Raw genomic sequence first — 23,096 nt, forward strand, 5'->3', positions numbered from 1 at the left:
TGTCTTGTGCCTTTCCTAAAGAAATTATTCTCCTCTAGGAGAACCCTCTCCCCTAGGAGAGGCAGCACCTTCTAAACTACCATCAGGTTTAACAATAATCGTATTGGCGTTTCCCCAGGTGGCAGTTTCTTTGATATTTTGTCCACGACGACGCAGTTCATTGAGTGTCATGATATCTAAACCGAATGGTTCAACTCGCAACTCGTCGGGAAGCCATTGGTGATGAATATGGGCAGCGGAAACAGCAGCGCCTGCATCCATATTGTATTCTAAAACATTAAGGATTACTTGGAGTACCTGAGTAATAATGGTACTACCTCCAGGGGCACCCACAACCATCCGCAGTTGACCTTTTTCGGTGATGATGGTTGGTGTCATACTAGATAAGGGTGTTTTTTTAGGAGCTATAGCGTTTTTCAAATTACCCACTAATCCAAAACTGTTGGGGACTCCTGGGGCAACAGCAAAGTCATCCATTTCGTTGTTTAATAATATCCCTGTACCCGTAGCCACTACCCCAGCACCAAACCCGGTATTAACTGTAAATGTCAAACTCACAGCATTACGCTGACTATCAATAACGTTGATATGACTGGTTTCGGGAGATTCGTAACCTGGGAATTTCGCATTCGTAACTAAATTACTTGACAAAAACTGCTTTCTCTGATTCTCTCCTTCTTCCCCTGCACCTCTTCTCCCCCTGCCCCTCTTCTCCCCCTGCACCCTGCCCCTCTGCTTCTTCTCAAATATCCCCGGTTTAACTTCACTAGCTGGTTTTGCCATTTGCATATCGATTTGGGCGCGACGCAGTTTAGCGTAGGCTGGACTAATTAATTGCGTAACGGGTACCTTTACAAAGTCAGGATCTCCCAAATGTTCTGCACGATCTGCGTAGGCGATTTTCATCGCTTCTACTAACAAGTGTAAACTGTCGGGGTTATGCCATCCTAAAGTTTTCAGGTCGGTATCACCCAGAATATTCAGTATCTGTAGCAGGTGAACACCTCCCGATGAGGGTGGTGGCATTGAACACACTCGTACCTTGCGGAAATCACCACATACAGGAGTTCGCCAAATTGGTTTATATGTCCTCAAATCCTCCAGGTTAATCAATCCACCATTTTTTTGCATATCGGCGGTGATGAACCTGGCAGTTTTGCCAGTATAAAAACTTTGGGGATTGCGGCTAAGTTCGGTGAGGGTTTGGGATAAATCGATTTGGATGAGTTTTTCCCCTGGCTGGTAAAAGTCACCATTGCGGGTAAAAATTGCCTTGGCAGCGGGATTACTGAGAATTACTTTTTTGCGTTCTTCATAGGCATACATCGAACGTGGTGTCACCACTTTGTTGATAATAAAGCCTTGACGCGCCAGTGCGATCGCTGGTTGAAAAAGATCCGCCCAGGGCAACTTTCCATAGCGTTGATGAACTTCATACAACCCGGCAATTGTTCCCGGCACCCCTACCGCCAAATGTCCGTTTGTACTGCCACCGACACGTACTTTACCCTGTGCATCTAGATACATGTTTTTTGTGGCTTTGAGGGGGGCGCGTTCTCTAAAATCAAGGCTTTTGATTTCCCCAGTTTTCGCATCCCGTATCAATAAAAACCCTCCCCCACCAATTCCCGCAGCAAAGGGTTCCACGACAGAAATCGCCAAGGTTGTAGCAACGGCTGCATCAACTGCGTTACCTCCTTTTTGCAACATTGCTAACCCTGCATCGCTAGCTAAAGGGTTTGCCGACACAACCATTGCCTTTTTGGTACGCAAGGGGGAAACGAAAGCTGCAAGTGTAATTTGATGGGAGAAAATAACACCAATGGCAACAATAGTAGATACAAGCTGTTGATATTTTTTCAAAGCCATTTTTGGTAAATTCAATAGATTTATAATCCCTGAAGCCCTGTCGCGCCCGTCTTTCTATTTTTTACTAGCAATCACAAATCCACGAGTTTTATTTACAGATGTGTCAGTAGTATTCATCGCTTTCCACAAATCGGCTGCTTTTACCCAAATTGGCGGATATTTATAGCGAGATACATCCAAAATCAAAAATCGATCAGTTTGCTCATTGTATGCCGCCAAAGGTGAAATATGTCCACCAGTTTCTTGACCGATGGCTTTGCGTAAATAGTTGATGATAATATAATTATTAGGTTGTTTGAGATTGTTGATCGCTAATTTGCGAAATTCATCAATCGATGAATCGGCAGCATGATATACCTGAGCTTGAACATCATAACTACTAATTAATCCGCCTATTTGTTCCAAAGTCATTCCTTCGCGGGAAACAATCTCAGCGGTGGTAATTTTTTTAGTTTTTTCTAAATCAAAAAGATTCTGCTGAGTAAAAATTTTAAAAGGCTTATATTGCGATGCTTCCGGTGCGGTGATACCTAAGCTATTCAGCACCATTACAATGCTGGCAACCCCACAATAAGCTTGATTATCTTGGGTAATAAATTGACTACTGAGGGGAAAGAAATCTGCTCTCGATTTACTTTCAACTAGTAATTTTTCCCCTGATTCAGAATTAAAGTTAATCAGATTTTCTGTCAGGGGAAGAGTTTGAGCTATTGCACTTCCAGCAGCGACAACTGTACTAAACAAGAGAGTTGGTAGATAACCCTTAGCTAATTTCATTTTCAAAAACTTCATCAGAACATCTTGAGAATATTATTTTAAATTAAAACATTTTCTGGTTATTAAAGCAGACTTTAGCCGATATATACAAAGGAACCTAAAACCCTATATAGAATTCATATTTGATTTATGAAACACACGTAGGGGAGCCAGCACTGTTGGCGGGTTCCCCGACATAAGGTGACTGGCGTTGTGTTATCACGAAGTGTAACGCACCGTCTTCTGGATTTTGGTGCGTTAGGCTAAAGCCATAACACACCCTACATATAATTAAATTTCTAATTAAATTTTTAAGTGCAAAGCGCAGGCTACGCCAACAATAATCAAATCGGATTCTTATATATGGCAATTATAGATGATAACTCATGTGAATCAGCTACGCGAATATGGAAAATAGAACCTCGCAGAGACTTAGCAATGCTACGTCTCTACAATTCTGGTTTAAGCACAAGCGCGGCTATGGCAATACAGATGATTTAGGATTGCTAGAGAGACATCTCAATGGAATCTCACTCTGTATTTCGTCAAAGTTCATGCATTAATCAAAAATAATATCACAACTGTGGTTTAAAGCTTTATATTGGCTTCTATTTCGACTTCTGAACTTTGTTGCCCAAGAAGGGAAGCATTACTCAACAGCGTCATCATTTCTGATTTGCTGCGAAGAAAAACCCAAACAAATATGATGACAAATTGATAATTAATTAGTATGGATGCATCACCCATGCCAATAGCTATTGTCAGACACAAGAAACTATAGACAAATAGCCGGAAAATTTCTGGTTGAAATGTCTGACGATTTCCACCACATCTATATATACTGTATGGAATCCATTCAACGAATAATTGTGCCAATAACAAGGCAACACCAATAGAGTTGCTAGCACTTATAACTAAAAATCCAAAGAATTTCCAAACCTGTAATATTGGATATATCCAAATTCTCGTTTTCTCATCCAGGTAGTTATAAGCAACGTAAGTCAATCGAGTTAATGCAAGTACACCTAGCCACAGAAATAATTTAATAAATACCTCTGTAATATGCTCTGTGGTAAGTAGTCCTAAAATTCCTCGATTATCACTTTTCCATATATCAGTTTGGCTAGCCTCTATCAACACAATTCCCAAAAATGATAATGTGACTGCCCATATCCATGGCTCCCATTGATTCATTTTTGATTTATATTTATGATAAGTTGCTGATAGCACAGGGTTCTTTTCAAATTTTTCTGCAACCTGATCGTTTTCATGATATCCAACTTCGTAAATACACCAGAAAGCAAAAACAAGTAAGGTAATTCCTGGAATGTGTAAAATAGGTGTAGGGCTGATCCAACTCAGCGCTAAAATCAGTGATATAAGGTGATTTTTTAAGATAATTTCTTGGATACTCCGCTTACCTGGACGTTTGACTTTTTCAAGGTAAAAGAAAGGAACATAAGCATCTTGCATCGCTGCGATATATTTTGCTTGACTCCATATCACAAGAAAAGGATGTTTCACGATTGCCAGTAGCGATGCATCATCTAAAGAATCTGTGACAACTATGCTTTCTCTAATTTCTGTACAACTAATTTTGCTAGCAATCAAATCTTCTTTATTTTGATTTCTATCTACACACCCCATCCAAAATCGGCAACCAATAATTTCATCTATTGTAGTATTGAGATGTTGAATAATTGGTCTAACTATAAAGTTAAATCCTTTTGTCGCTACCACAATTCGATGATTTTTATGAATATTAATTGCTTCTATAAGCTCAGTATTTATAGATGTTTCTGCCAGTTTTTGGGCGTGACTTCTCCAAAGTAATATATTCCAGGGAAAAATAATTGTTACTAGCAGTACCCTAATCCAATCCCTAGAGGTTTCTGTGGCAATTTTCTTTGGTAAAAATCTCCAAGGTTTAACTGCATCTAAAATGATTAGTAAGATTGCAGCTATAGGTCGTGGTTGTATTATATTTAGATACTCTTCTGTTGAATTCCTGAGTAATAATGTTTCATCAAAATCCAAGATAATTAAACTTTTTTCAGATTTATTTTTGAAAAAAGACACAACTTCTGTAGCGGAAGATTCACTAAGTTTCTCAAGCTTAAATGTATTATCCAATTGTTTGATACTCATGAGTTGTACTAGTCATTAGTTCGAGCAATGAAGTTTAACTATGAATTTGATTGTGATAATTTAGCCAATGATAAGAAGTCCATAAAGATAGAAAAGTTCCTGTATTTAGAATGCTTTCACAAAAACACGCAATGAAGATTTACTTTTGTGAATTTCAATTATTGCTACCCTGAGAATATGTTTGAAAAGCCTTCTAGTGAGTAGGCGAAACGCTTTAGATCACCCTAAATCTCCCTAGCTCTTTCAGAGCGACTGAGGCTTCGCCACGCCAAGGGCGAACGCCAAGAAAAATGGGAACTTTGAGAGGCATTTACCTCCTTTTTCTGGTGAATCTGCTCTGCAATATGTAGGGGATTGGGGATCTATAAGTACCTAAAATCATCGCTAAATACTTTCCAAACGACCTCTTAGACTTTGGCGATTATATTACATCAAAATCACATTTTATCTGAAGGTTTTAAACTCCTGCTTTTTATGAAAATTAGCGATAAATATGTCTAAAATTTCTCAGCTAGATTTTGAAATTATGACATATATATTATGGTTATAAATTTTAGAACAGATTGAAAGGGTAAATATAAATTTTTGATGTTGATGAATTGTGATTAATTAAAAATATGATGAGACTCGCGTAAATCCCGATAAAAAGTGAAGTTTTAGCAAATAGCCAATCAGCCTAAAAGCCTGGGGCTAAACAAACAAAGCCCACATTTGTTGGTTAAAAAAATTCTAGCCCACCAAGGTTGTCTCTGCTCCTGTAACAATAGCCTATGGGGGTATTTCTTCCAAAACGGGATGCTCTCGTTTTGTGATTGTATAGTTTACTTTCCGTTAAGATCGAGTAAATAGATTTAGTTTGAACAAAAATATATAAAATATGCCTCTATATACTTACGTCATAAGTTACAAAGGTGATACTTATGTCGCTCAGGATAAAAAAAGCAATTTCAAGGGGTTTGTTTCCTCGTGGACAAGTGAAATTCCATCTGGTGCGATGAAGTCGTTAACTCCGAGTCTCGCTAAGGAACTACATAAAATCGCCTATTCGGGAGAATTTACGCCTGTTATGGGACGTACTAATGTTTGGCGCAAGACTATTATGCTTGAAGATAGTGAATTTGTTGTGATTGCGGTACAAACGGAAGCTTAATCCGTTGTAGTTGCGGATTAGGGGGTGGTAATAAGTTGAAAATTTTATAGATAAAACTAAAGTTGATTATTATCAAGATAATTTTAACAGCAATCTAATTATATTTTTCCCTAACTCCCAACAATAGCTTTAAGTTTAGATGCAAATGCGTCAGCGCGATCGCTTTCTTCCGGGATGAACTGCTGGATGGGAGAATGGATGGTTGCGGGGGGTAAAAGTTTACTCAGTTGAGTGTTAATCCGCGACTGATTCTCATCATTCTCTATTTTGATGTGGGGAATACCCGTATGGGTAATTCCTTTAAGTGTTTTTACTGTTGTATTTTCAGTTGTTTCTATGTTGGTGGTTAATTTGAGTGTTTCTACTGTTGCTGTCTGGGTTTCCAGCTTCCCGCCACTGTCAGTAGCAGTAATCTGGGGTAATCTGGGAGATGAAGGCGAAGTGATTAGGCTTTCGGGAAATTTTCGACAAATCAAGCACTCAAATTCCATGTTGAAATGAAAGCTGGCTTGTCCCCGACGTTGCCACATCGTTAGAATTTGCTCCACTGAAAAGGCTTTATAACGTCCTTGATACAGTGCTTCAATGGCGGCTAGGTGCAGCCAATTTGCCGGAAATTGTTTTTGCCAACGCCAAACTATCTCCCTGGCAATGTAGCCACCGAGATCAAAACTATAGTGAGTTAGTAAGGCTACTGCCAAGTCGATGTAATTGTTCGTAGATGGTACGAACGCCTGATAATCATTTTCTGGTACTATACAGAGGTTTTGCTCTCGTCGCATATAGCTAGTGGTGCTTTTTGCTACAGTTTGCTATCCCAATTAATTCCTTTTGAAAAAGGAAGTGTTCTTAATTCTACTTGGCAAAGGCAAAATTAGAAACGATATACGGTGAATTAATTTTTGCTGTGCGGTTAATTGCTGTTAGCGCTTGATACACCATGGCAGCGACTTCGCCGCGACTTGCTTCGCGGTTGGGTTGAATTTGCTTGATGTCTGGGTAATTAATGATGATATTTTGGGCGGTAGCGGTTGCCACTGCGGTAACTGCGGAATTGGGTATGAGGTTTTTGTCGCCGTAGGGTAGTGGGGTATTATTTGCTTGAGGTGCAATTCCTAAGCCACTGACAAGGGAAACAATTACCTGCAAACGTTGCACATTCTGGTTTGGTTTAAAAGTGCGATCGCTAAATCCTCCCACGAACCCACCAGCTGCGGCAACTTTAATTGCTTGGTATGCCCAAAAATTCTGGGGAACGTCCCTAAAGTCAGGAATTTGACGTTTTGCGACAGGCTTGAAGGCAACTGCAACTAATGCCGCATATTGAGCGCGTGTCATGGGTTTATCAGGTTGGTATGTCCCATCTGCATAACCGCTGCTAAGGTTCATACTCACCAATGCCCGGATAAATTCTTCTGCCCAATGTCCAGTTAAGTCGCGGAAAGATGTAATTTCGGCGGCGTTGGGAGAGACGATATAGGGGGAGAGAATAGGTTTTGATTTACCTTTGAGAACTAAAGCTTGGTTAATGAGTACAGCAACCTCTGCCCGGGTAATTTCCTTGAGGGGTTCTAGGAATTCAGTTTGGGGATAATTTACTATTAGGAGTGATGATGTGGCAGTGGCAATGGCGTTGGTGGCATAGCTGGGAATCTGAGCGCGATCGCTATACACTGACAATAGGCTTGGACTACCACCATTGAGTTTTAAGCCGTTAACGAGGGCAATAATTGCCTGAATTTTAGTAATATTTTGACTGGGACGAAATGTTTTATCAGGAAAACCACTGATAAAACCGTTGCTAACTGCCGCATTAATTGGGGTTACTGCCCAGAAGTCCGATTTAACGTCGGTAAAATTAGCAACTCTTGCCCCAGGAGTTAAATTAAAGGCTTTAGTAATTACGGCTGCATATTGAGCGCGATTAATGGGTGCATCCGGGGCAAAACTCCCATCTGGTAAACCCCCCATCACACCTTGATTAACTAAACCTTCAATAAATGCAGCTGCCCAATGCCCAATGGTATCAGCAAAGCGGCTATTTACTATTTTGATTTGGGCTGCTTGGGTAATGGCAACAAAATCGACTTTTCCTTTTACCTGACTGGGATTTAATTGATTTCCCGCTGAAACCAAATTATTGGATGTGACATTTTGCAAATCATATCCACCATTATCTTGAAACAAATTCCCGGCTGGATCTTGGGAATTACCTAAATCAGGATTAGCATTGCCATTTACCAATAATCCCCCTTGAGTATTGTTGGTAATTAGATTATTGCGTAATACCGGAGAGGCTTCACGGGAAAGCGCGATGCCTACAGTGGGCGAAGCCACCGCATTTTGGCTTCCACTAACTTTATTATTCGCCACTAAGGGAGCAGCAAAGTCACTGATTGCTAAACCGAGGGGATTATCTTGGAATGTATTTCGTAGTACCTCACCTTTGCTATTACGGGAAAATACTAATCCGCTAGCGGTATTTTTAGTAAATAAATTACCAGAAATTAATGGCTTGGCTTTGCCGCTAACAAATACACCTTCCCTTCCACAACCTGTAAAGGTGTTATTACATACAATTGGGGCTGTTGATTCAATCCAAACACCAGTTCCCTTAGCAGTACTATTAGTCACAGTTACTCCCAATAAACTAGCATCATCCAACAGCATCAGTGCCATGTTTTGGATCCCAAAGGTGGAACTATTATATTCGCCACCACCAGAAATCAAAATACCTTGTCCTTTAGTGGCTTCATTTCCCAGCAATATCACACCTTCTGGGATGACTAAAGGGAAGCGATCGCCATTCGCTTTACTATAAGTACCAAGGGAAAGCTGAATAATTGCAGGTGTCGTTGTGATCTTTAAAGCTTGAGTGATAGTTTTGAGTGGTGCTAACCGTGAACCAGCATTCGCATCGTTTCCAGTCGCCGGATTGACGTAGATTGTGGCAATGAGGGTAAAGTCAGACATTGGGAATTTGGGAAAAAGTCATTGAAATGTTACTATATCTTAGGCACGGTAATTAAGGCACGGATCAAAAATGCGATCGCCTCAAAAATAAGCACTTCATCCTAGTACGCGGAATACGGTAAACTCACGGTCTAAAGACTCTAAGAGTTCAAAAAAAACTTTCGTTGCCGACTTTTGACAGTCAACAACGATCGGTAAAATAGTATTTAATCTTATATCTATTGTAGCCTTTACTTTTGCAAAGCATCACATAGACACTTCAGCATGATATAACATGAAGTCGCGCCGGGATCTTGATTCCCAATGCTACGTTCACCTAAGTAGCTAGCACGTCCTTTTTTAGCAATCATGGGGATGGTGTCCTTCATTCCTTGTTCCGCAGCAACAACAGCTAGTTGCATTGCATCACGCATCACCTTTCCATCATTCACAGCTTGCTGAAAAGCAATCACAGCGGGTGATAGTGTATCTACCATAGTTTTATCACCCAGTTGGGTTTTACCCCGTTCTACCAAACCTGCAAAACCAGCTTGTAGCATTTCCAACATGTCTTGCTCAGTTAAATCAAACTTCCCTTCCACCACCGCACTCGCTCGCAGAAAGAAAGTACCATAAAGGGGTCCGCTCGCACCACCAACATGGGAAATCAGAATCATGCTCACGTTTTTGAGGATGGTGCCAATATCTTTATCCCTGTAGCCTAAACTTGGCAGATTACTGAGCAGTTTTTTACAACCACGCTCCATATTAATACCATGGTCAGCATCACCAATTGCCGCGTCCAACTGCATTAAATATTCTTTATTTTGTTCAATTTTGGTAGCGAATCTTTGCAACCACAACAAAATCTGTTCTTTAGTCATTTTAAATTCCCCAACGCCAGGTTGCTGTCTTAACAGGGGCATCCCATAACCCAATCATCTCATCATTAAGTTTTAGCAATGTTATTGAGCAACCTTGCATCTCTAGGGAGGTGATATATGAACCTACTAGATTTCTAATTATTTTTAATCCGTGTCTATCGCAAATTTGGATGAGTTTGCGATAAATAATATACAGTTCGGAAACAGGAGTTCCACCCATCCCATTGACTAAAGCTAAGACTTGATCGCCTTTTTTAAATGCAGGGCTGGTTAATTCTATATCCATCCATCCACCCTTGTCCTCATTCCATTCTCGGAGGATACGAGTATAGGTTGAGTCTCCAATAATTGATTTTGCGAGGATTTCGGTAATCATATCAGCCGATTTCATGTTTAGGCGATCGCGTCCTGCTTCCCCGTGAATACCAATCCCCATTTCTATATCTTGATTACCCAATTCAAATGTCGGTTTTCCCCTCGCTGGAACCGTACAGGAACTCAGTGCCATTCCCATACTTCTACCGTTTAAATTGACATCTCGACACAAATTGGCAATCTGTTGCAAATTATACCCCTTTTCCGCAGCCGCCCCACAGATTTTTTCCGCCAAAATTGTTGTTCCTACACCCCTACGTCCCTGGGTATAAAGACCATCTGTCACCGCTACATCATCATCTATTAAAATGTTCAGCACGCGCACACCTTGAGCGCGTGCTAATTCCGTTGCCATCTCAAAGTTCATCACATCCCCACTGTAATTTTTCACAATCAGCAATATGCCTTTGCTACTATTTACATACTTAGCTGCTGCTAAAATTTGGTCAGGAGTTGGAGAGGTAAAAATCTCGCCAGGGCAGGCAGCATCAAGCATTCCCATCCCCACAAATCCCGCGTGCATTGGTTCATGACCACTTCCGCCACCAGAAATAATTGCTACCTTTCTCGGAACTGGCGCATCTGCACGATAGATAAAAGTTGGATCGAAGTTAACTTTTATTAAATCTTTGTGTGCTGCTGCCATTCCTTCGAGACTTTCCTGTACAAAGTCTTCAGGTTTATTAATCAGCTTTTTCATGGTGGTAGCGAGCTATTGACCTTTTTAATTCAGTCTAACTCGCTCTCCCTCTCAAATTCTTATTCAGACTTGACATGTAATATCTCTATAGCTTTCGCTATATTCTTAAATCAAATTTACGAATTTTCAAAAAGCTGGAAATTTACGTTGTACTTAATTAATTATTGCTAAGATATCAGCTTTTGATACTCAGCTTCACTGAACAAGTCATCATCACTTTCTATCCGATCAACAAATAGAATTCCTTCCAAATGGTCATATTCATGTTGAAAAATTCGAGCGATAAAATCAGTAATTTGACACTGCTGAATTTCTCCATTGATGTCAGTGTATTCTATATTAATCCATTGATACCTAGGAACTAATCCCCGGATATTAGGAACACTTAAACAGCCTTCCCAACCTTTTACTACTTCTTGTGAGTGCTCAATAATGTGGGGGTTAATCATTGCTGTGGGTTCCATCAGTGGTGCATCTGGATATCTGGGATTTGGACGGGAAGCAACAATAAATAAACGTAGTGATTCTGCTATTTGTGGGGCTGCAATTCCCACGCCATTTGCAGCTAAAGTAGTATCAATCAATTCGCTGATTAATTCTTGGATTTGCGGAGATTGAATATTTTCTACTGGTAACGACTTTTGGCTTAAAATTGGATTGCCTTGATGAATAATTTTTCTAGATTGACTCATAATAAAAGTAACCGTTCACACTATTTATTAGGATGGGTGAAAACTTACGTAGCTTGCTTCCCGAAGGATAGATTTACCACACAGTTATCTGATAAAGAAACTAAAAATCAGAAGCTTTTAGAAAAAATCAACCGCACATCAAATAATTCATCATCTCTCCTGTCAACACAATTCAAAATTAATGCCCACGGATAAATCCGGGGGCTTGTAGTTTACTTCTCGCTCTGCGAGTACCAAGCAAAGTTTAAAATTTATTCCATAAATGAATTTAGGGGCTTGTACCATCAAGGAATAATTGGTCATTTTGATTCTGGAAATCAACTTAGCGATCGCACTTTCCCCACAGATACGAAAATGCGATCGCTCTCAAGCTAAATATTAGCTTGCTGACGTTGATACAAGGAGTAATACAAGCCTTTATCCCGGAGTAAACCTTCGTGGGTTCCCCGTTCAGCAATTACCCCCCGTTCCATAACGATAATTTGGTCGGCACGTTTGAGGGGTGCGAAACGGTGAGCGATAATGAACACAGTGCGTCCCTGGGAAACCTTTTGCAGGTTTTGCAGTACCTGTTGTTCTGTCTCCGCATCCAGTGCGCTTGTGGCTTCGTCCAATACTAGTACGGGTGCATTGGAAAGGAACAACCGAGCTAAAGCTATGCGTTGTCGCTGTCCCCCAGATAAAGCTGTACCGCGTTCCCCAACGTTGGTTTCATAGCCTTGGGGCTGTTGACTGATAAAATCATGGGCTACTGCCATACGTGCAGCTTGTACGACTTCTTCGGCGCTGATATCGGGATTACCGAGGGTGATATTCTCTAAAATAGAAGCATTAAAAAGGAAATCTTCTTGGAGAACAACCGCTATTTGCTGCCTTAGGGAGGCTAAATCTGCACTTTTGATATCAAAACCATCAACGAGAATCCTACCAGATTCTATGGTATAGAGACGTTGTAGCAGTTTGGAAAGGGTGCTTTTACCGGAACCACTGCGTCCAACTATGCCAATAAATTGTCCTGGCTTCACATCAAAGGAAATGCCCCGTAGCACAGGTTCATTTTCAGGTTTGTAACGGAAAAATACCTGTTCAAATGATACTTGACCTTTTAGAGGTGGCAAAACCAAACCAGTTCCAGATTCAGCTTCGGGAGCAACGTTGAGGATATCACCAATTCTATCTACTGACAGTAGTACCTGTTGTAAATTTTGCCATAACTGCACCAGTCGTAGTAACGGACCAGTTACACGTCCTGAAAGCATTTGAAAGGCTACCAATTGTCCCACTGTTAGCTTTTGCTCGATTACTAATTTGGCACCAAACCAGAGAATCAACAAACTGGAAAAGTTGGTGAGGAAGTCACCAATGTTGCTACTGATGTTGGAGGTGGTGGAAGCTTTGAAACCTGTGCGAATAAAGCGGGCAAATAAACCTTCCCATCGATCTCTGGCTACGGGTTCGGCTGCATGTGCTTTAACTGAGTGAATTGCGGTGATTGTTTCTACTAAGAACGATTGACTGTCAGCGCTACGGTTGAAGGTTTCATTCAGCCATCTGCGGAGGATGGGGGTAGCCACCAAAGTTAAAATGGCGAATAGGGGTAGTACAGCCAAAGCGGCGGCGGTGAGGGGAATACTGTAGTAGAACATCAATGCCAGATAAACTACAGCAAAGACACTATCAAGGACTACAGTTAAAGCTGTTCCTGTGAGGAATTGGCGAATTTGTTCTAATTCCTGGACTCTGGCGACAGTATCCCCAACACGACGAGATTCAAAGTAAGCTAGGGGCAACCGCATCAAATGACGGAATAACTGTGCCGACAAACTTAAATCGAGACGACGGGCAGTATGTGTAAAAATAAATAGTCTAAGAATCCCTAATGCTGCTTCAAAAGTCGCTACAGACAATAACGCGATCGCCATCACGTCCAAAGTGGGTAAACTCTCCTGTACCATCACCTTATCAATTACCACTTGGGTAATCAAAGGTGTGGTTAAACCCAACAATTGCAGGGTAAAGGAAGCAATTAGAACCTCAGTTAATAGTCCTTTGTATCTCCAAACAGCCGGGGTAAACCAGCCCAGGTTAAATTTTTCCTGTTTACTAATTAATTCCGCTTGCCAAAGTTGTCCATCCCAAACTTCTGCTAACTGTAATTGGGAGAGGTTTTCACATACCTGTTCCGGATTTAAAGGGTTTGCAACAATTAAGCGCTCGCCTTTAGTGGCAAATGCCACTACCCAACCACCTTCTCTCTCAGAAGTAGCACCCAAATACAGCAGACATGGAAACGACAACTGCCGCATTTCAACCCAACTCACCTGGATTCTTCGTAACAAAAACCCCAGTTTATCGGCGGTTTCCACCAAATTTTTGGGCTTTTGTCCCCGCAACTGCCGCTGCACCAATTCCAACTGTACCGGATTCTGCAATTGCTGTGCCACCATCGTCAAACAGGCAGCAGCAGTATTTTGACCACCAACAAAGGGATAAGCCGAAAAATCTTGAGATGTGGAGGGGATTAGTAATTCCCTTTGAAATTGGGGTTTTTGGGAGGAAACAGGTGTTGTTGGGGTTATGGGGATAGAATCCTGGGCAAATTGCCGCTCATATATCTCCGATTGGGAAGGAGATTCCCCATCCAGATCAATTACTTCAGGTCTCGTTGGTGCCATCACACCCTTAGCATTACCAAAGCTAGGACTGTCAGATGCAATAGCAGTACTTTCAGCACTTTCCCAAAATGCTCGTACTTCTGGGGTAGAAATTTCATCCCACAGTGAAGTGATCCAACTAGCAACAATCACCTCTTTACTGGCTGCATTTGCTTTACAGTCAACTGCTGATGACAACAAATCTCCAAACCAATCCCCAGCATCCAAAGTTGCCAACGGGATACTAGTTTCTTCTTCCCGTAAGCGAACTTTACCAATCACTAAAAAATGCTGAAAACCTCGGATATCTTTTGACCAGATTTTTTCGCCAATTGCAAAGCGACGTATTTCCAGGTTATTTCTTAATAAATCTTGCCCTTGGGCACTTAAGCAACTAAATGGTGCCTCATCCCAAGGTATAGATGCTAGCACCCTTTCTCGTAGTTCTTCTTGGTCTGCTGCTGTGGTTAACCTACTTGCAGCTTGACCGTTAACTTTTGAATCTTCTCTGCTAGCCATTTCTCAAACAACTCATTTTGTAGTGCTTGTTTTAACTGAGTATCTTCTAAAGATGCTAAAAGGAATTGTTCCACTCGAAACAAACCATAGCGTCCTTCCAATTCAATTGGTCCGATCAAACTGCCGGGAGTTGCCATATCAATAGCAGCCCTTAGTATATCTGGCAGGGTACCCCGACTGACTGGTCCCATCATCCCATTTACTACCCGGTCATCTGCTAATGAATACTCCTTAGCTATTTGTTCAAAACTTGCTCCCTCCTGGATTTGAGCTTGCAGTTCCTCTGCTAGTTCTAAACTATCAATAATAATTCGAGATAAAACCACTCGATCAAGGAAAATCTTTCTTTCGATAAAATATTCTTGAAGTTTTGGTTCACTGATTGCAGTTTTGAGCTTTTCTAGTTTGAAACCAGAAGCAACCGAACTATGGAAAGCGTCATAACTTAAACCATTAGTTTTCAGCCACTCTTGAAAGCGTGCTTGATCTGTGAGTTGGTTTTTTAAACGAAAATCAATAATTGCTTGTTCAGTTACAGCAGAACTGACTGCCACATCTTCCCGTTGCGTAATTTCTTGTTCAATTACATACTGACGTAAAATATCGCCGATATATTGCCCCAGTTTTCCCCCTGCTTGCAGGTACTTGACCGCTTCAGCAATGGAAACAGGTTGATCATCGACTGTCAAAAAAGATGAAGACTCCATAGATTTTAAGTACGTAAAAATACGTTTAAAAATTATACTATTGTTTCTAATCAAATCGCCTTACTATCGCTCTATAAGCGAAAAAGCTGTAGCAATCCTAAGTGCTTATGAGTAGAAACGACAACCGCACTCAATTAGATAATGTATAAATTAAGCAATTACACTTACCCAGATATAGCTAAACAGAACAGCAGCCACAGCCCCAATCAAGGTGTTGATCACATTCACTAGTTCATTAGTTAACCAATTATATTTTGATTGTAATGTTGCCCCAATTACACTTTCCAAATTAGTGGCAACAAATGCAGCCAGAATGCACCACAATAACCCAAAGCCATCAATTAAACCAACACCCCAACCGACTAGTGCCTGTAGTAACGATGCCCCGATACCAGCAATTGTACCCTCCAAACTAACTGCACCTTCGGTGCCACGGGGTACGGGTTGTAAAGTGGTAATTAAAAATGTTCTTTTTCCGTAGGCTTTGCCAATTTCACTTGCACAGGTATCGGAAAGCTTGGTACTAAAACTAGCGACATAGCCTAGCAAAAATAGAGATTTGGCTATGGAGTTGGGCAAAATTTGATAACTGACTAAACCTGCACCAACGGCACACAATGCCCCGATTAAAGCTGAACCCCAGACATTTTCTGGTCCTCTGGCACCTGAACGTTTTTCGGCGATGCCTTCAGCTTCTTTTTGTGCCATGCCAATGCGGGTGACAGAAGAACCGACGAGGAAATAAAACATTACGACTACATAACCTTGCCAGCCGAGGGTTCCCCAGATTAATACACCCAGCAACCAAGCATGAAAAAATCCTGCCGGGGTTAATAGTTTTTTTGGTAAAAACCAGGCAATACTCAACAAAAAAGCATTCAGAATAATTCCGGTCAGCCAGGGATTGAAATTTTCGATTAAACCCAACATAGGCGAAGCACCACTAGTTTGTTGAAAGGAGCGTACTCCGAAGCAAATAAGCAAGCTACGCTCTTAGCGAACCATTGGTTTATCGCTTTAGCGAACCATTTCTTGATTGCATTCGCATGGTTAGTTTAGTCTACTTGCTAGATAAAATTCAATAAATAAATATAAATCTAATTCTATTGTGTTTTTATATACTATTCTTTAGTAGTAGTAAGCAAAAACACTCATCGTGTTTTGGCTCAAGTTAAAGTTAAAATAAACCCAGTATATTTTTTATGTAAAATTTGTGACAATTTTTGGTATTTATCCCCAAAAACAGAGATGATCGACTTTCATAAAAATATGTAAAACTCTAAAAATTTTATAAACTTTATAAAGATGCCTACTACTCCTGGTGGTTCTCTGAGTACAGCTACAGATATAAATTTATTGTCATCAAATAGCCTTTTTACTGATCGGGTGGATAGGCTGCAAAAACAGGATTTTTATCGATTCAGCTTAAGTAGTAGCAGTAGTTTCAATCTTCACCTTGATGAACTCAGTGCCGATGCAGATGTCCAGTTAGTAAAAGATGGAAATGGCAATGGTATTATTGACTCAGGAGAGGTCATTAAAGAATCACGTCTAGGTGGTACTTCGGCAGAAACAATTGCACTACCGAATCTTGATTTCGGAACCTATTATATTCAAGTCTATGCTTACGGTGGAGCCGAAACCAACTACAAACTCACAGTCTCGGCAACATCTAACGAATCTATTCCCATATCCACTAGTGGCGGTAGTTCTCGTTGGGAAAAAGGAACTTTGCGGGCTGATATCTTCACCTATCAACGCAATAGTCAGATTACCTTCATATCAGGTAATGGCAACGTTGATTTTGGTAGTGGCAAACGGGATGTTCTTAACCTCAAAGATGCGGGTGTATTTAGGAATCAAGTTACTTTTGATTGGGCAACAGCTAGTGGAGGGGGTGTTGTTGCTAACCCAGGTAATAAGAGTCGGTTATTCGATGAGATTAGACTTAACGGCGGCGATGGTAGGCGAATACTCTTTGAAGGGATTGAGAAAATTGAATTTGCTGGTGGTGTCACCTATGATTTAACTCAACAAGTTCCCGATAACAACATCACACCTGTAGTAGTACCAAACGATGAAGCATTTAATCAGCAGTGGAACTTGCACATCACAGGTGTTCATAATGCGTGGCGATTTACCACTGGTTCGGCAGATAAGGTATTAATTGGGATTGAAGATTCCGGCTTAGGAACTGATAGTAATGGTAATATCCACCCCGATTTACGTAGAACTTTCTTTAATGGCAATAACTATTTAGATGAATCCTCAAGCTATTCCCACGGAACTTTAGTTCAGAGTACTATTGCGGCTAGAGGTAATAATCAACAAGGTATTGCGGGTATCAACTGGTCATCTGATAGTTACATGGTGGATGTTCTTGGTGGTGATAACGGAGATTATGATCTTGCTTCGGCTACACAATCAATTATTGATAAGGCAGTTAGTCTAGGTAGGCGTTTAGTTATTAATTTTAGTTTGGTTGGTGGTTCATCCAAAGAACTACAAAACATTATTGCTAGTAATCAAGATGTTCTCTTTGTATTTGCGGCTGGGAATGACAACAAAGATAGTATTTCCAGTCCTGGTTCATTTGCCCAATCATACAGTAATGTTATTTCCGTAGGTTCCTCGTGGGGATTGACAGATTGGTATCGAAATGCCAAAAACCCTGGAGACAGGGCTTACTATGAAAACTGGTGGGGTTCAAACTATGCGAGTCAGGCAGATATCAATGCAGGTTTACGACCATTGACTTTAATGGCACCTACTGAATTTATTGCTGGAAATGCCGAACGGAACACATCGGGTACTTATAACTTTAACTACGATAATAAATTTAATGGTACGTCTGCATCTACACCGATGGTTTCGGGAATTGCGTCATTAGTTTGGAGTGCTAATCCTAATCTTTCAGCAAGTGAGATTAAGGCTATTTTGGCGGAAACAGCGTATGATTTGGGTGAGCAAGGATACGATCAATATTATGGATACGGGTTCGTTAATGCTGATGCTGCTGTGCGGACTGCGTTAGCTTTAGCTAGAGGCTAAAAGCGCGGAAATTAAGGTATATCAAAAGAATTACCCCTGTTAAGGTGTACCAATAATGTACTAGCCAGAAGTCTCATTCTTACGTTCTACCTCTAATCACAGAACCTAGATTTTTAACGCAAGCATTATTTTTTGCCTTCAATTTTTAATGGATGCGATGCTGAAACCCTTATAAATCGTCAGTACAAATATTCACCTTAACAGGGGTAGTGTCAATGAACTTATGGGATTTAGCGGCGTAGCAACTTATCTGATTACTGTTTTTCGGCGCTGTATGTGTAGAAGTTGTTAAAAGCGCCGACACTTTCAAATTTATATGAAGGGAGTGCGGGAATCAAGGAACTGAATTGAAACTCTGTGCGGTAGATGCTGAAAAATATAAAATCTTGTCGTTGTGTGGTGGCTGCGATCGCATCTTCAATCTGAGGCTTGGCATTGTTGATAATTTCATCACACTTAACAGCTATTTTGATTTTTGTCAACCTTTCTATAAAGCCAGGTGCCTTATTACAACCGTTTTTCTTGGCATAATCGCTAATTTGAGATACTGCATAATCCTGATATTGCGATTCAACAGGGTTAGTTTTGAACATTGCCACCCCCAACAAGGATAATCCGATGATGCCGATACTGGTAATGATAGTTGAGACTTTCATTTTAGCTGATTGAGATTAGCAGTACTTATTAGACTTCAAATTGTCTGAGTCTATTCCGTAAAAAACAATTCTAGACTAATTAGAATATATCTGTTATACTAATAAACATGATTCTATGGCGAGCGTAGCCAAGTGGTTAAGGCAGTGGTTTGTGGTACCACCATTCGTGGGTTCGAGCCCCATCGTTCGCCCTTCTAAATCTAATTCAGGTTTAAGCATCTGAAAGCAGAACTTGTAAGCACAGTTTTGCTTTCTGAGTTTGTACCACATCTTAATCTATTACCTCTGGGAAAACTGCGGGATTGAACATTTCCCTAAGCGATCGCGTATTTCGTTCCCTAGTACAAGAAGGCAGAAGTAAATAGGCAGAGAGCAGCGCGTTGCGGTGGTTCCCAAGGCAGCTTTGCGGAGTCGGATGAACCCGCAAACGTGCCGCCCCGTTGTAGCGACTGCGGAGAGGAACCTAAGGAATAAAGCTCATAAAACAAACTTTTTGGTTGTGGGTTAATTTTAATCAAAATTTGGAATCACCCTTACTTTTTTTATCAGGAAAACTAACATTACCCATACCTTGAAGAATACCACGACCAATCAGACCAATTCCCCGACCAACAATTTTGGTGAGGACGAAAATAATTGTATTACCTAGTAATGATACCAAGGCTTTGAGCCGTGGTGCGATCGCGTCCCGGAATTCCAGTAGTAATGTCACCGTTAGGGGAATACCTGTGAGTTGGGTTAATTCTTGTTGACGAGAAGTATAAATAGAAGTTTTAGCAATTCCCCTGGGTGTAATTACAAATAATTCATAACGACTTTCAAAAATTGCTTGAGCTTCGGTAACGTAGTTTTGCCAACGATATTTCCAAGAAAGATCATTTCTGAAGCGTTCAATTTCCCTAGTGGAAATGAAGTGATGATGATAAAAACTTTGTTTAATATATTCCGAATCTGCTAATCGATTTAATAGTGGTTGAATCGTAGCATTTCCAATTTGAATCAAGAGATTTTCTAAAATATTCAAAGCATAGGATTTTGCTTCAAGGCTATGAATTGGATAAAATGTATTCTCTATACATATATCACCAGGAAACATCAGATATATGATTAATTCATCAAATAGGGGAATTTGGCGTAAAATTTGGGATTTGACTATTTCTGCATCTTGTAAAAGTAGAGTTACAATTTCCACCGAATCATTACCAACTTCTATCCGGGAAAATTTGCCAAAAAAATCCCTAATGGTGATTTGCCACAAATCTAATATAATTCTTTCTTTGATTTCAGCTACTTGAGTTATACCCAACTGAGAAATCCTTAACTCATCAACTATCTGGGCAAATTTCTGTAAAACTAGATTTAGCAGTTCAGTTTTTTTATCAACCCGTAAAATATCAATTTCTAAAGGTGTAGCGCTAATATTTTCTAAGGATGATTGTAGCTGAGTAATACATTCTGCAAATAAAACTGATTGAACACCACGTAAACTGTTAAAAGCTACCGAACTAGTAACTGGTTGTAACTGCGAATAGTTACTTGTCTCCTTAGTGGGGGAAATTTGTAAACTAGTTTCCGTTGGCAATGATGGCAGTAGATGATTAATCACCCAACGTGCTGCTAACAATTCCCGTTGCTTACCAGCTAGGATAGCCTTTTCCCAGATATTTAGCCCAGGGGAACGCAAATGCGATCGCACTTGTTGTAGATTGGTACTGATTTGGTTATTTCCCGATAATCGCAGATGAGAAAATCGCTGATTAATTTTTCCAGACAAACCAAGTTGACGTGGAGAAGCATCTTGTGTAGTTTCTTCCCAAAATTCGCCCCCAGTAGCAATATTCTCAATCACCATCACCAACTCAGAAATAGGTATCCCCTTGTGGCAATATCCATTTACTCCCATTTTTCTGACAGTTTCACGAAAAGCCCAATCTTGAACTGAAGTCAAGATTAATATAGCTAAACTGGGATATTCAGCTTGTAAATGCTGCAAAGATGCTAAATTTCGATCACCATTGGCAAATTCTAGAATCAACAAATCCACCGACAGCGACTTTAACTCTGTTAGCAACGGTAAAGCAGCCATAATTGTCTCAGTTTCCCCCACAACTTGTAAGCTTGGGATTTTTGCCAACGATACCTGCAAACCCAAGCGAAAAATGGGGTCTTGATCAATTAGGACAATTCTGAGAATATCACTCATAAGAAGATTAGCAGTTATCAGAAATCAACTAAAACAGAGCGGAGTTGAGATTTTATCAATACAGATGCTACGGGTAGTAGGGTTGCAATCGGTGAATGTATAGACAAAATCGGTCTTTTCTGCCGATAACCATTGAGCAATTAGCCAGTAACAGCAGAATAACTAATATTTACTTTAGAGTAACTGGAACTATTTATCGCGTTAACAGCAAATATAGACACAAATATCGGAACAATTGCACTAAGATATAGTTTCTGTATAAATTCACGTATATTTTGAGCTAAAGTTGCTGAGAATCTATGACTCGATTGCGACTGATAACCTAGCATAAACACGGGTTAAATTCTCAACCCCATGTACCCGTACACCCTTATTGAAATGAATTCAATCGATTTAGCCTTTACCCCAGCACTCAAGCAAGCACAATTAATTAGTCAGCGGCAAATATCACCATTAGAATTGGTGGAAATTTACTTAGAAAGAATTCAGCGCTTAAATCCCCAGTTAGGAAGTTATTTTACCGTTTGTGGTGAACAGGCGATCGCTGATGCCAAAATCAAGACTGAACAACTAGTTAAAGATAGCTTTGAATTACCGCCATTTTTTGGTGTTCCTATTTCCATTAAAGATTTAAATCCAGTATTAAATATTCCCTGCACATACGGAACACCAGCATTACTAAATAATATTCCTAATTACGAAGATATAATTATTACTAAGATTCGCCACGCCGGATTTACTATTCTTGGGAAAACTGCCACCTCAGAACTAGGTTCTTTTCCTTACACAGAACCTACCTGTTTTCCTCCATCTCGAAATCCCTGGAACCTAGAATATACTTCCGGTGGTTCCAGTGGAGGTGCAGCCGCAGCGGTAGCTGCTGGATTATCCCCCATTGCTCAAGGATCAGATGGTGGTGGTTCGATTCGCGGTCCTGTGGCTTGTTGTGGGGTTGTTGGTATTAAACCATCACGGGGAAGAGTATCATGCGCTCCCGCAGGCGATCGCTTTAGTGGGATAGCCACTAATGGTTCGATAGGCAGAACAGTTGCTGATGCGGCTTCTTTGTTAGATATTATGTCTGGATCAGTAATTGGGGACTCCCATTGGTTGCCAAAACCAGAAGTATCATTTTTGGAACATAGTCGCCAACATTCCGAAAAATTACGGATTGCCTATGCCACTAAAATTCACCCAATTGGTAACGCAGATTCCATCTGTCAGGAAGCTGTAGCCAAAACCGTTAAACTATTGGCGGAAATGGGACATGAAATCGAAGAAAAAATTCCCGACATTACAGCATTAATTGAACCATTTCAAATTGTTTGGCAATCAGGATTAGCAGCATCAGGAATCCCCATAGAAGCACTCCAACCCCTCAACCGTTGGTTAATATCCAAAAAACATACAGCTAGCGACTATGTGATTGCAGTTTCCCAAATACAAATATTTACCCGGAAGATACTAACGTATTATGCAGACTTTGATGTTTTAGTCTTACCAGTTTATTTACATCCTCCCATTCGGGTGGGTGAATGGTCACATCTGAGTCCCGAAGATACCTTCCAAAATATTATTCAATGGATTGCACCATGCCCATTAATCAATGCTACAGGACAACCAGCGATCGCACTTCCGGTAGGATTCGATTATCAAGGTTTACCCATGGGTGTGCAACTAATTGGGAAACCCGCAGATGAAGCCACTATTATCAAGTTAGCAGCACAACTTGAAGCTGCAAATCCTTGGATTGGGCAACGTCCAAATTTAAACTAAGTTA

General features: G+C 40.5%; 17 protein-coding genes and 1 tRNA gene. 5 read left to right on the plus strand and 13 right to left on the minus strand.

All coding sequences use genetic code 11. The annotated features are described in order from the left end of the window. Positions 1-24: 24 nt before the first annotated feature. Both ggt and CAL6303_RS25535 read right to left on the minus strand, forming a co-directional pair. Positions 25-1,869, minus strand: coding sequence for a gamma-glutamyltransferase (ggt, locus tag CAL6303_RS25530; protein WP_015200728.1), 1,845 nt, complete (start codon positions 1,867-1,869; stop codon positions 25-27). Positions 1,870-1,923: 54 nt separating this feature from the next. Continuing rightward, complete coding sequence (locus CAL6303_RS25535) at positions 1,924-2,646, minus strand: phytochelatin synthase family protein (protein WP_238993741.1); 723 nt, start codon at positions 2,644-2,646, stop codon at positions 1,924-1,926. Positions 2,647-2,988: 342 nt separating this feature from the next. Between CAL6303_RS25535 and CAL6303_RS30525 the strand changes: the two genes are divergently transcribed. After that, positions 2,989-3,126 (plus strand): hypothetical protein, encoded by a 138-nt coding sequence (locus CAL6303_RS30525; protein WP_015200730.1) that lies wholly within the window; start codon positions 2,989-2,991, stop codon positions 3,124-3,126. A gap of 87 nt (positions 3,127-3,213) precedes the next feature. Here the strand turns inward: CAL6303_RS30525 and CAL6303_RS25540 are convergent, their stop codons facing one another. Next, positions 3,214-4,773, minus strand: a complete 1,560-nt coding sequence (locus tag CAL6303_RS25540; protein WP_015200731.1) for a haloacid dehalogenase-like hydrolase — start codon at positions 4,771-4,773, stop codon at positions 3,214-3,216. Between the two features lie 877 nt (positions 4,774-5,650). Here CAL6303_RS25540 and CAL6303_RS25545 point away from each other — a divergent pair. Beyond that, positions 5,651-5,923 carry a hypothetical protein gene (locus CAL6303_RS25545; protein ID WP_015200732.1) on the plus strand — a complete coding sequence of 91 codons (273 nt, stop codon included), beginning with the start codon at positions 5,651-5,653 and terminating at the stop codon, positions 5,921-5,923. 110 nt (positions 5,924-6,033) lie between these two features. On the opposite strand, the gene CAL6303_RS25550 is transcribed toward CAL6303_RS25545, so the two are convergent. The 8 genes from CAL6303_RS25550 to CAL6303_RS25585 all read right to left on the minus strand — a co-directional run bounded on the left by CAL6303_RS25550 (position 6,034) and on the right by CAL6303_RS25585 (position 16,336). Further along, entirely contained in the window at positions 6,034-6,705 is a 672-nt protein-coding gene (locus CAL6303_RS25550; protein ID WP_015200733.1) for a hypothetical protein, read from the minus strand. A gap of 73 nt (positions 6,706-6,778) precedes the next feature. Beyond that, entirely contained in the window at positions 6,779-8,896 is a 2,118-nt protein-coding gene (locus CAL6303_RS25555; protein WP_015200734.1) for an S-layer homology domain-containing protein, read from the minus strand. Positions 8,897-9,126: 230 nt separating this feature from the next. Beyond that, on the minus strand, positions 9,127-9,759 hold the full coding sequence (gene dhaL, locus CAL6303_RS25560; protein ID WP_041739978.1) for a dihydroxyacetone kinase subunit DhaL: 633 nt from the start codon (positions 9,757-9,759) through the stop codon (positions 9,127-9,129). Between the two features lies 1 nt (position 9,760). Continuing rightward, positions 9,761-10,834, minus strand: coding sequence for a dihydroxyacetone kinase subunit DhaK (gene dhaK / locus CAL6303_RS25565; RefSeq protein WP_015200736.1), 1,074 nt, complete (start codon positions 10,832-10,834; stop codon positions 9,761-9,763). 167 nt (positions 10,835-11,001) lie between these two features. Then, positions 11,002-11,526, minus strand: a complete 525-nt coding sequence (gene def / locus CAL6303_RS25570; protein ID WP_015200737.1) for a peptide deformylase — start codon at positions 11,524-11,526, stop codon at positions 11,002-11,004. A 371-nt stretch (positions 11,527-11,897) separates the two neighbouring features. Beyond that, positions 11,898-14,699 (minus strand): peptidase domain-containing ABC transporter, encoded by a 2,802-nt coding sequence (locus tag CAL6303_RS25575; RefSeq protein WP_015200738.1) that lies wholly within the window; start codon positions 14,697-14,699, stop codon positions 11,898-11,900. Continuing rightward, positions 14,648-15,406, minus strand: a complete 759-nt coding sequence (locus CAL6303_RS25580) for a peptidylprolyl isomerase (RefSeq protein WP_015200739.1) — start codon at positions 15,404-15,406, stop codon at positions 14,648-14,650. The genes CAL6303_RS25575 and CAL6303_RS25580 overlap by 52 nt, the downstream gene beginning before the upstream one ends. A gap of 150 nt (positions 15,407-15,556) precedes the next feature. Next, positions 15,557-16,336, minus strand: coding sequence for a TIGR00297 family protein (locus tag CAL6303_RS25585; protein ID WP_015200740.1), 780 nt, complete (start codon positions 16,334-16,336; stop codon positions 15,557-15,559). Between the two features lie 375 nt (positions 16,337-16,711). Here CAL6303_RS25585 and CAL6303_RS25590 point away from each other — a divergent pair, with 375 nt between their 5' ends. Beyond that, entirely contained in the window at positions 16,712-18,457 is a 1,746-nt protein-coding gene (locus CAL6303_RS25590) for a S8 family peptidase (protein ID WP_015200741.1), read from the plus strand. A 254-nt stretch (positions 18,458-18,711) separates the two neighbouring features. On the opposite strand, the gene CAL6303_RS25595 is transcribed toward CAL6303_RS25590, so the two are convergent. Beyond that, positions 18,712-19,113 (minus strand): DUF4359 domain-containing protein, encoded by a 402-nt coding sequence (locus tag CAL6303_RS25595; protein WP_015200742.1) that lies wholly within the window; start codon positions 19,111-19,113, stop codon positions 18,712-18,714. Between the two features lie 118 nt (positions 19,114-19,231). Between CAL6303_RS25595 and CAL6303_RS25600 the strand changes: the two genes are divergently transcribed. After that, positions 19,232-19,304, plus strand: a tRNA-His gene (locus CAL6303_RS25600). A 323-nt stretch (positions 19,305-19,627) separates the two neighbouring features. On the opposite strand, the gene CAL6303_RS25605 is transcribed toward CAL6303_RS25600, so the two are convergent. After that, positions 19,628-21,316: a DUF3685 domain-containing protein gene (locus tag CAL6303_RS25605; RefSeq protein ID WP_015200743.1), complete on the minus strand. Its 1,689-nt coding sequence runs from the start codon at positions 21,314-21,316 to the stop codon at positions 19,628-19,630. 378 nt (positions 21,317-21,694) lie between these two features. Here CAL6303_RS25605 and CAL6303_RS25610 point away from each other — a divergent pair, with 378 nt between their 5' ends. Further along, positions 21,695-23,092 carry an amidase gene (locus tag CAL6303_RS25610; protein WP_041739980.1) on the plus strand — a complete coding sequence of 466 codons (1,398 nt, stop codon included), beginning with the start codon at positions 21,695-21,697 and terminating at the stop codon, positions 23,090-23,092. The last annotated feature ends 4 nt before the right edge of the window (positions 23,093-23,096 follow it).

The organism is Calothrix sp. PCC 6303 (assembly GCF_000317435.1).
Lineage (GTDB): Bacteria > Cyanobacteriota > Cyanobacteriia > Cyanobacteriales > Nostocaceae > PCC-6303.

Excerpts from the sequence above, each read along its gene's own strand:
- CAL6303_RS25555 (WP_015200734.1), bottom strand. The coding sequence starts at position 8,896 with ATGTCTGACTTTACCCTCATTGCCACAATCTACGTCAATCCGGCGACT.
- dhaK (WP_015200736.1), bottom strand. The coding sequence starts at position 10,834 with ATGAAAAAGCTGATTAATAAACCTGAAGACTTTGTACAGGAAAGTCTC.
- CAL6303_RS25545 (WP_015200732.1), top strand. The coding sequence starts at position 5,651 with ATGCCTCTATATACTTACGTCATAAGTTACAAAGGTGATACTTATGTC.
- dhaL (WP_041739978.1), bottom strand. The coding sequence starts at position 9,759 with ATGACTAAAGAACAGATTTTGTTGTGGTTGCAAAGATTCGCTACCAAA.
- CAL6303_RS30525 (WP_015200730.1), top strand. The coding sequence starts at position 2,989 with ATGGCAATTATAGATGATAACTCATGTGAATCAGCTACGCGAATATGG.
- CAL6303_RS25535 (WP_238993741.1), bottom strand. The coding sequence starts at position 2,646 with ATGAAATTAGCTAAGGGTTATCTACCAACTCTCTTGTTTAGTACAGTT.
- CAL6303_RS25595 (WP_015200742.1), bottom strand. The coding sequence starts at position 19,113 with ATGAAAGTCTCAACTATCATTACCAGTATCGGCATCATCGGATTATCC.
- def (WP_015200737.1), bottom strand. The coding sequence starts at position 11,526 with ATGAGTCAATCTAGAAAAATTATTCATCAAGGCAATCCAATTTTAAGC.
- CAL6303_RS25540 (WP_015200731.1), bottom strand. The coding sequence starts at position 4,773 with ATGAGTATCAAACAATTGGATAATACATTTAAGCTTGAGAAACTTAGT.
- ggt (WP_015200728.1), bottom strand. The coding sequence starts at position 1,869 with ATGGCTTTGAAAAAATATCAACAGCTTGTATCTACTATTGTTGCCATT.
- CAL6303_RS25550 (WP_015200733.1), bottom strand. The coding sequence starts at position 6,705 with ATGCGACGAGAGCAAAACCTCTGTATAGTACCAGAAAATGATTATCAG.
- CAL6303_RS25585 (WP_015200740.1), bottom strand. The coding sequence starts at position 16,336 with ATGTTGGGTTTAATCGAAAATTTCAATCCCTGGCTGACCGGAATTATT.
- CAL6303_RS25590 (WP_015200741.1), top strand. The coding sequence starts at position 16,712 with ATGCCTACTACTCCTGGTGGTTCTCTGAGTACAGCTACAGATATAAAT.
- CAL6303_RS25575 (WP_015200738.1), bottom strand. The coding sequence starts at position 14,699 with ATGGCTAGCAGAGAAGATTCAAAAGTTAACGGTCAAGCTGCAAGTAGG.
- CAL6303_RS25605 (WP_015200743.1), bottom strand. The coding sequence starts at position 21,316 with ATGAGTGATATTCTCAGAATTGTCCTAATTGATCAAGACCCCATTTTT.
- CAL6303_RS25610 (WP_041739980.1), top strand. The coding sequence starts at position 21,695 with ATGAATTCAATCGATTTAGCCTTTACCCCAGCACTCAAGCAAGCACAA.
- CAL6303_RS25580 (WP_015200739.1), bottom strand. The coding sequence starts at position 15,406 with ATGGAGTCTTCATCTTTTTTGACAGTCGATGATCAACCTGTTTCCATT.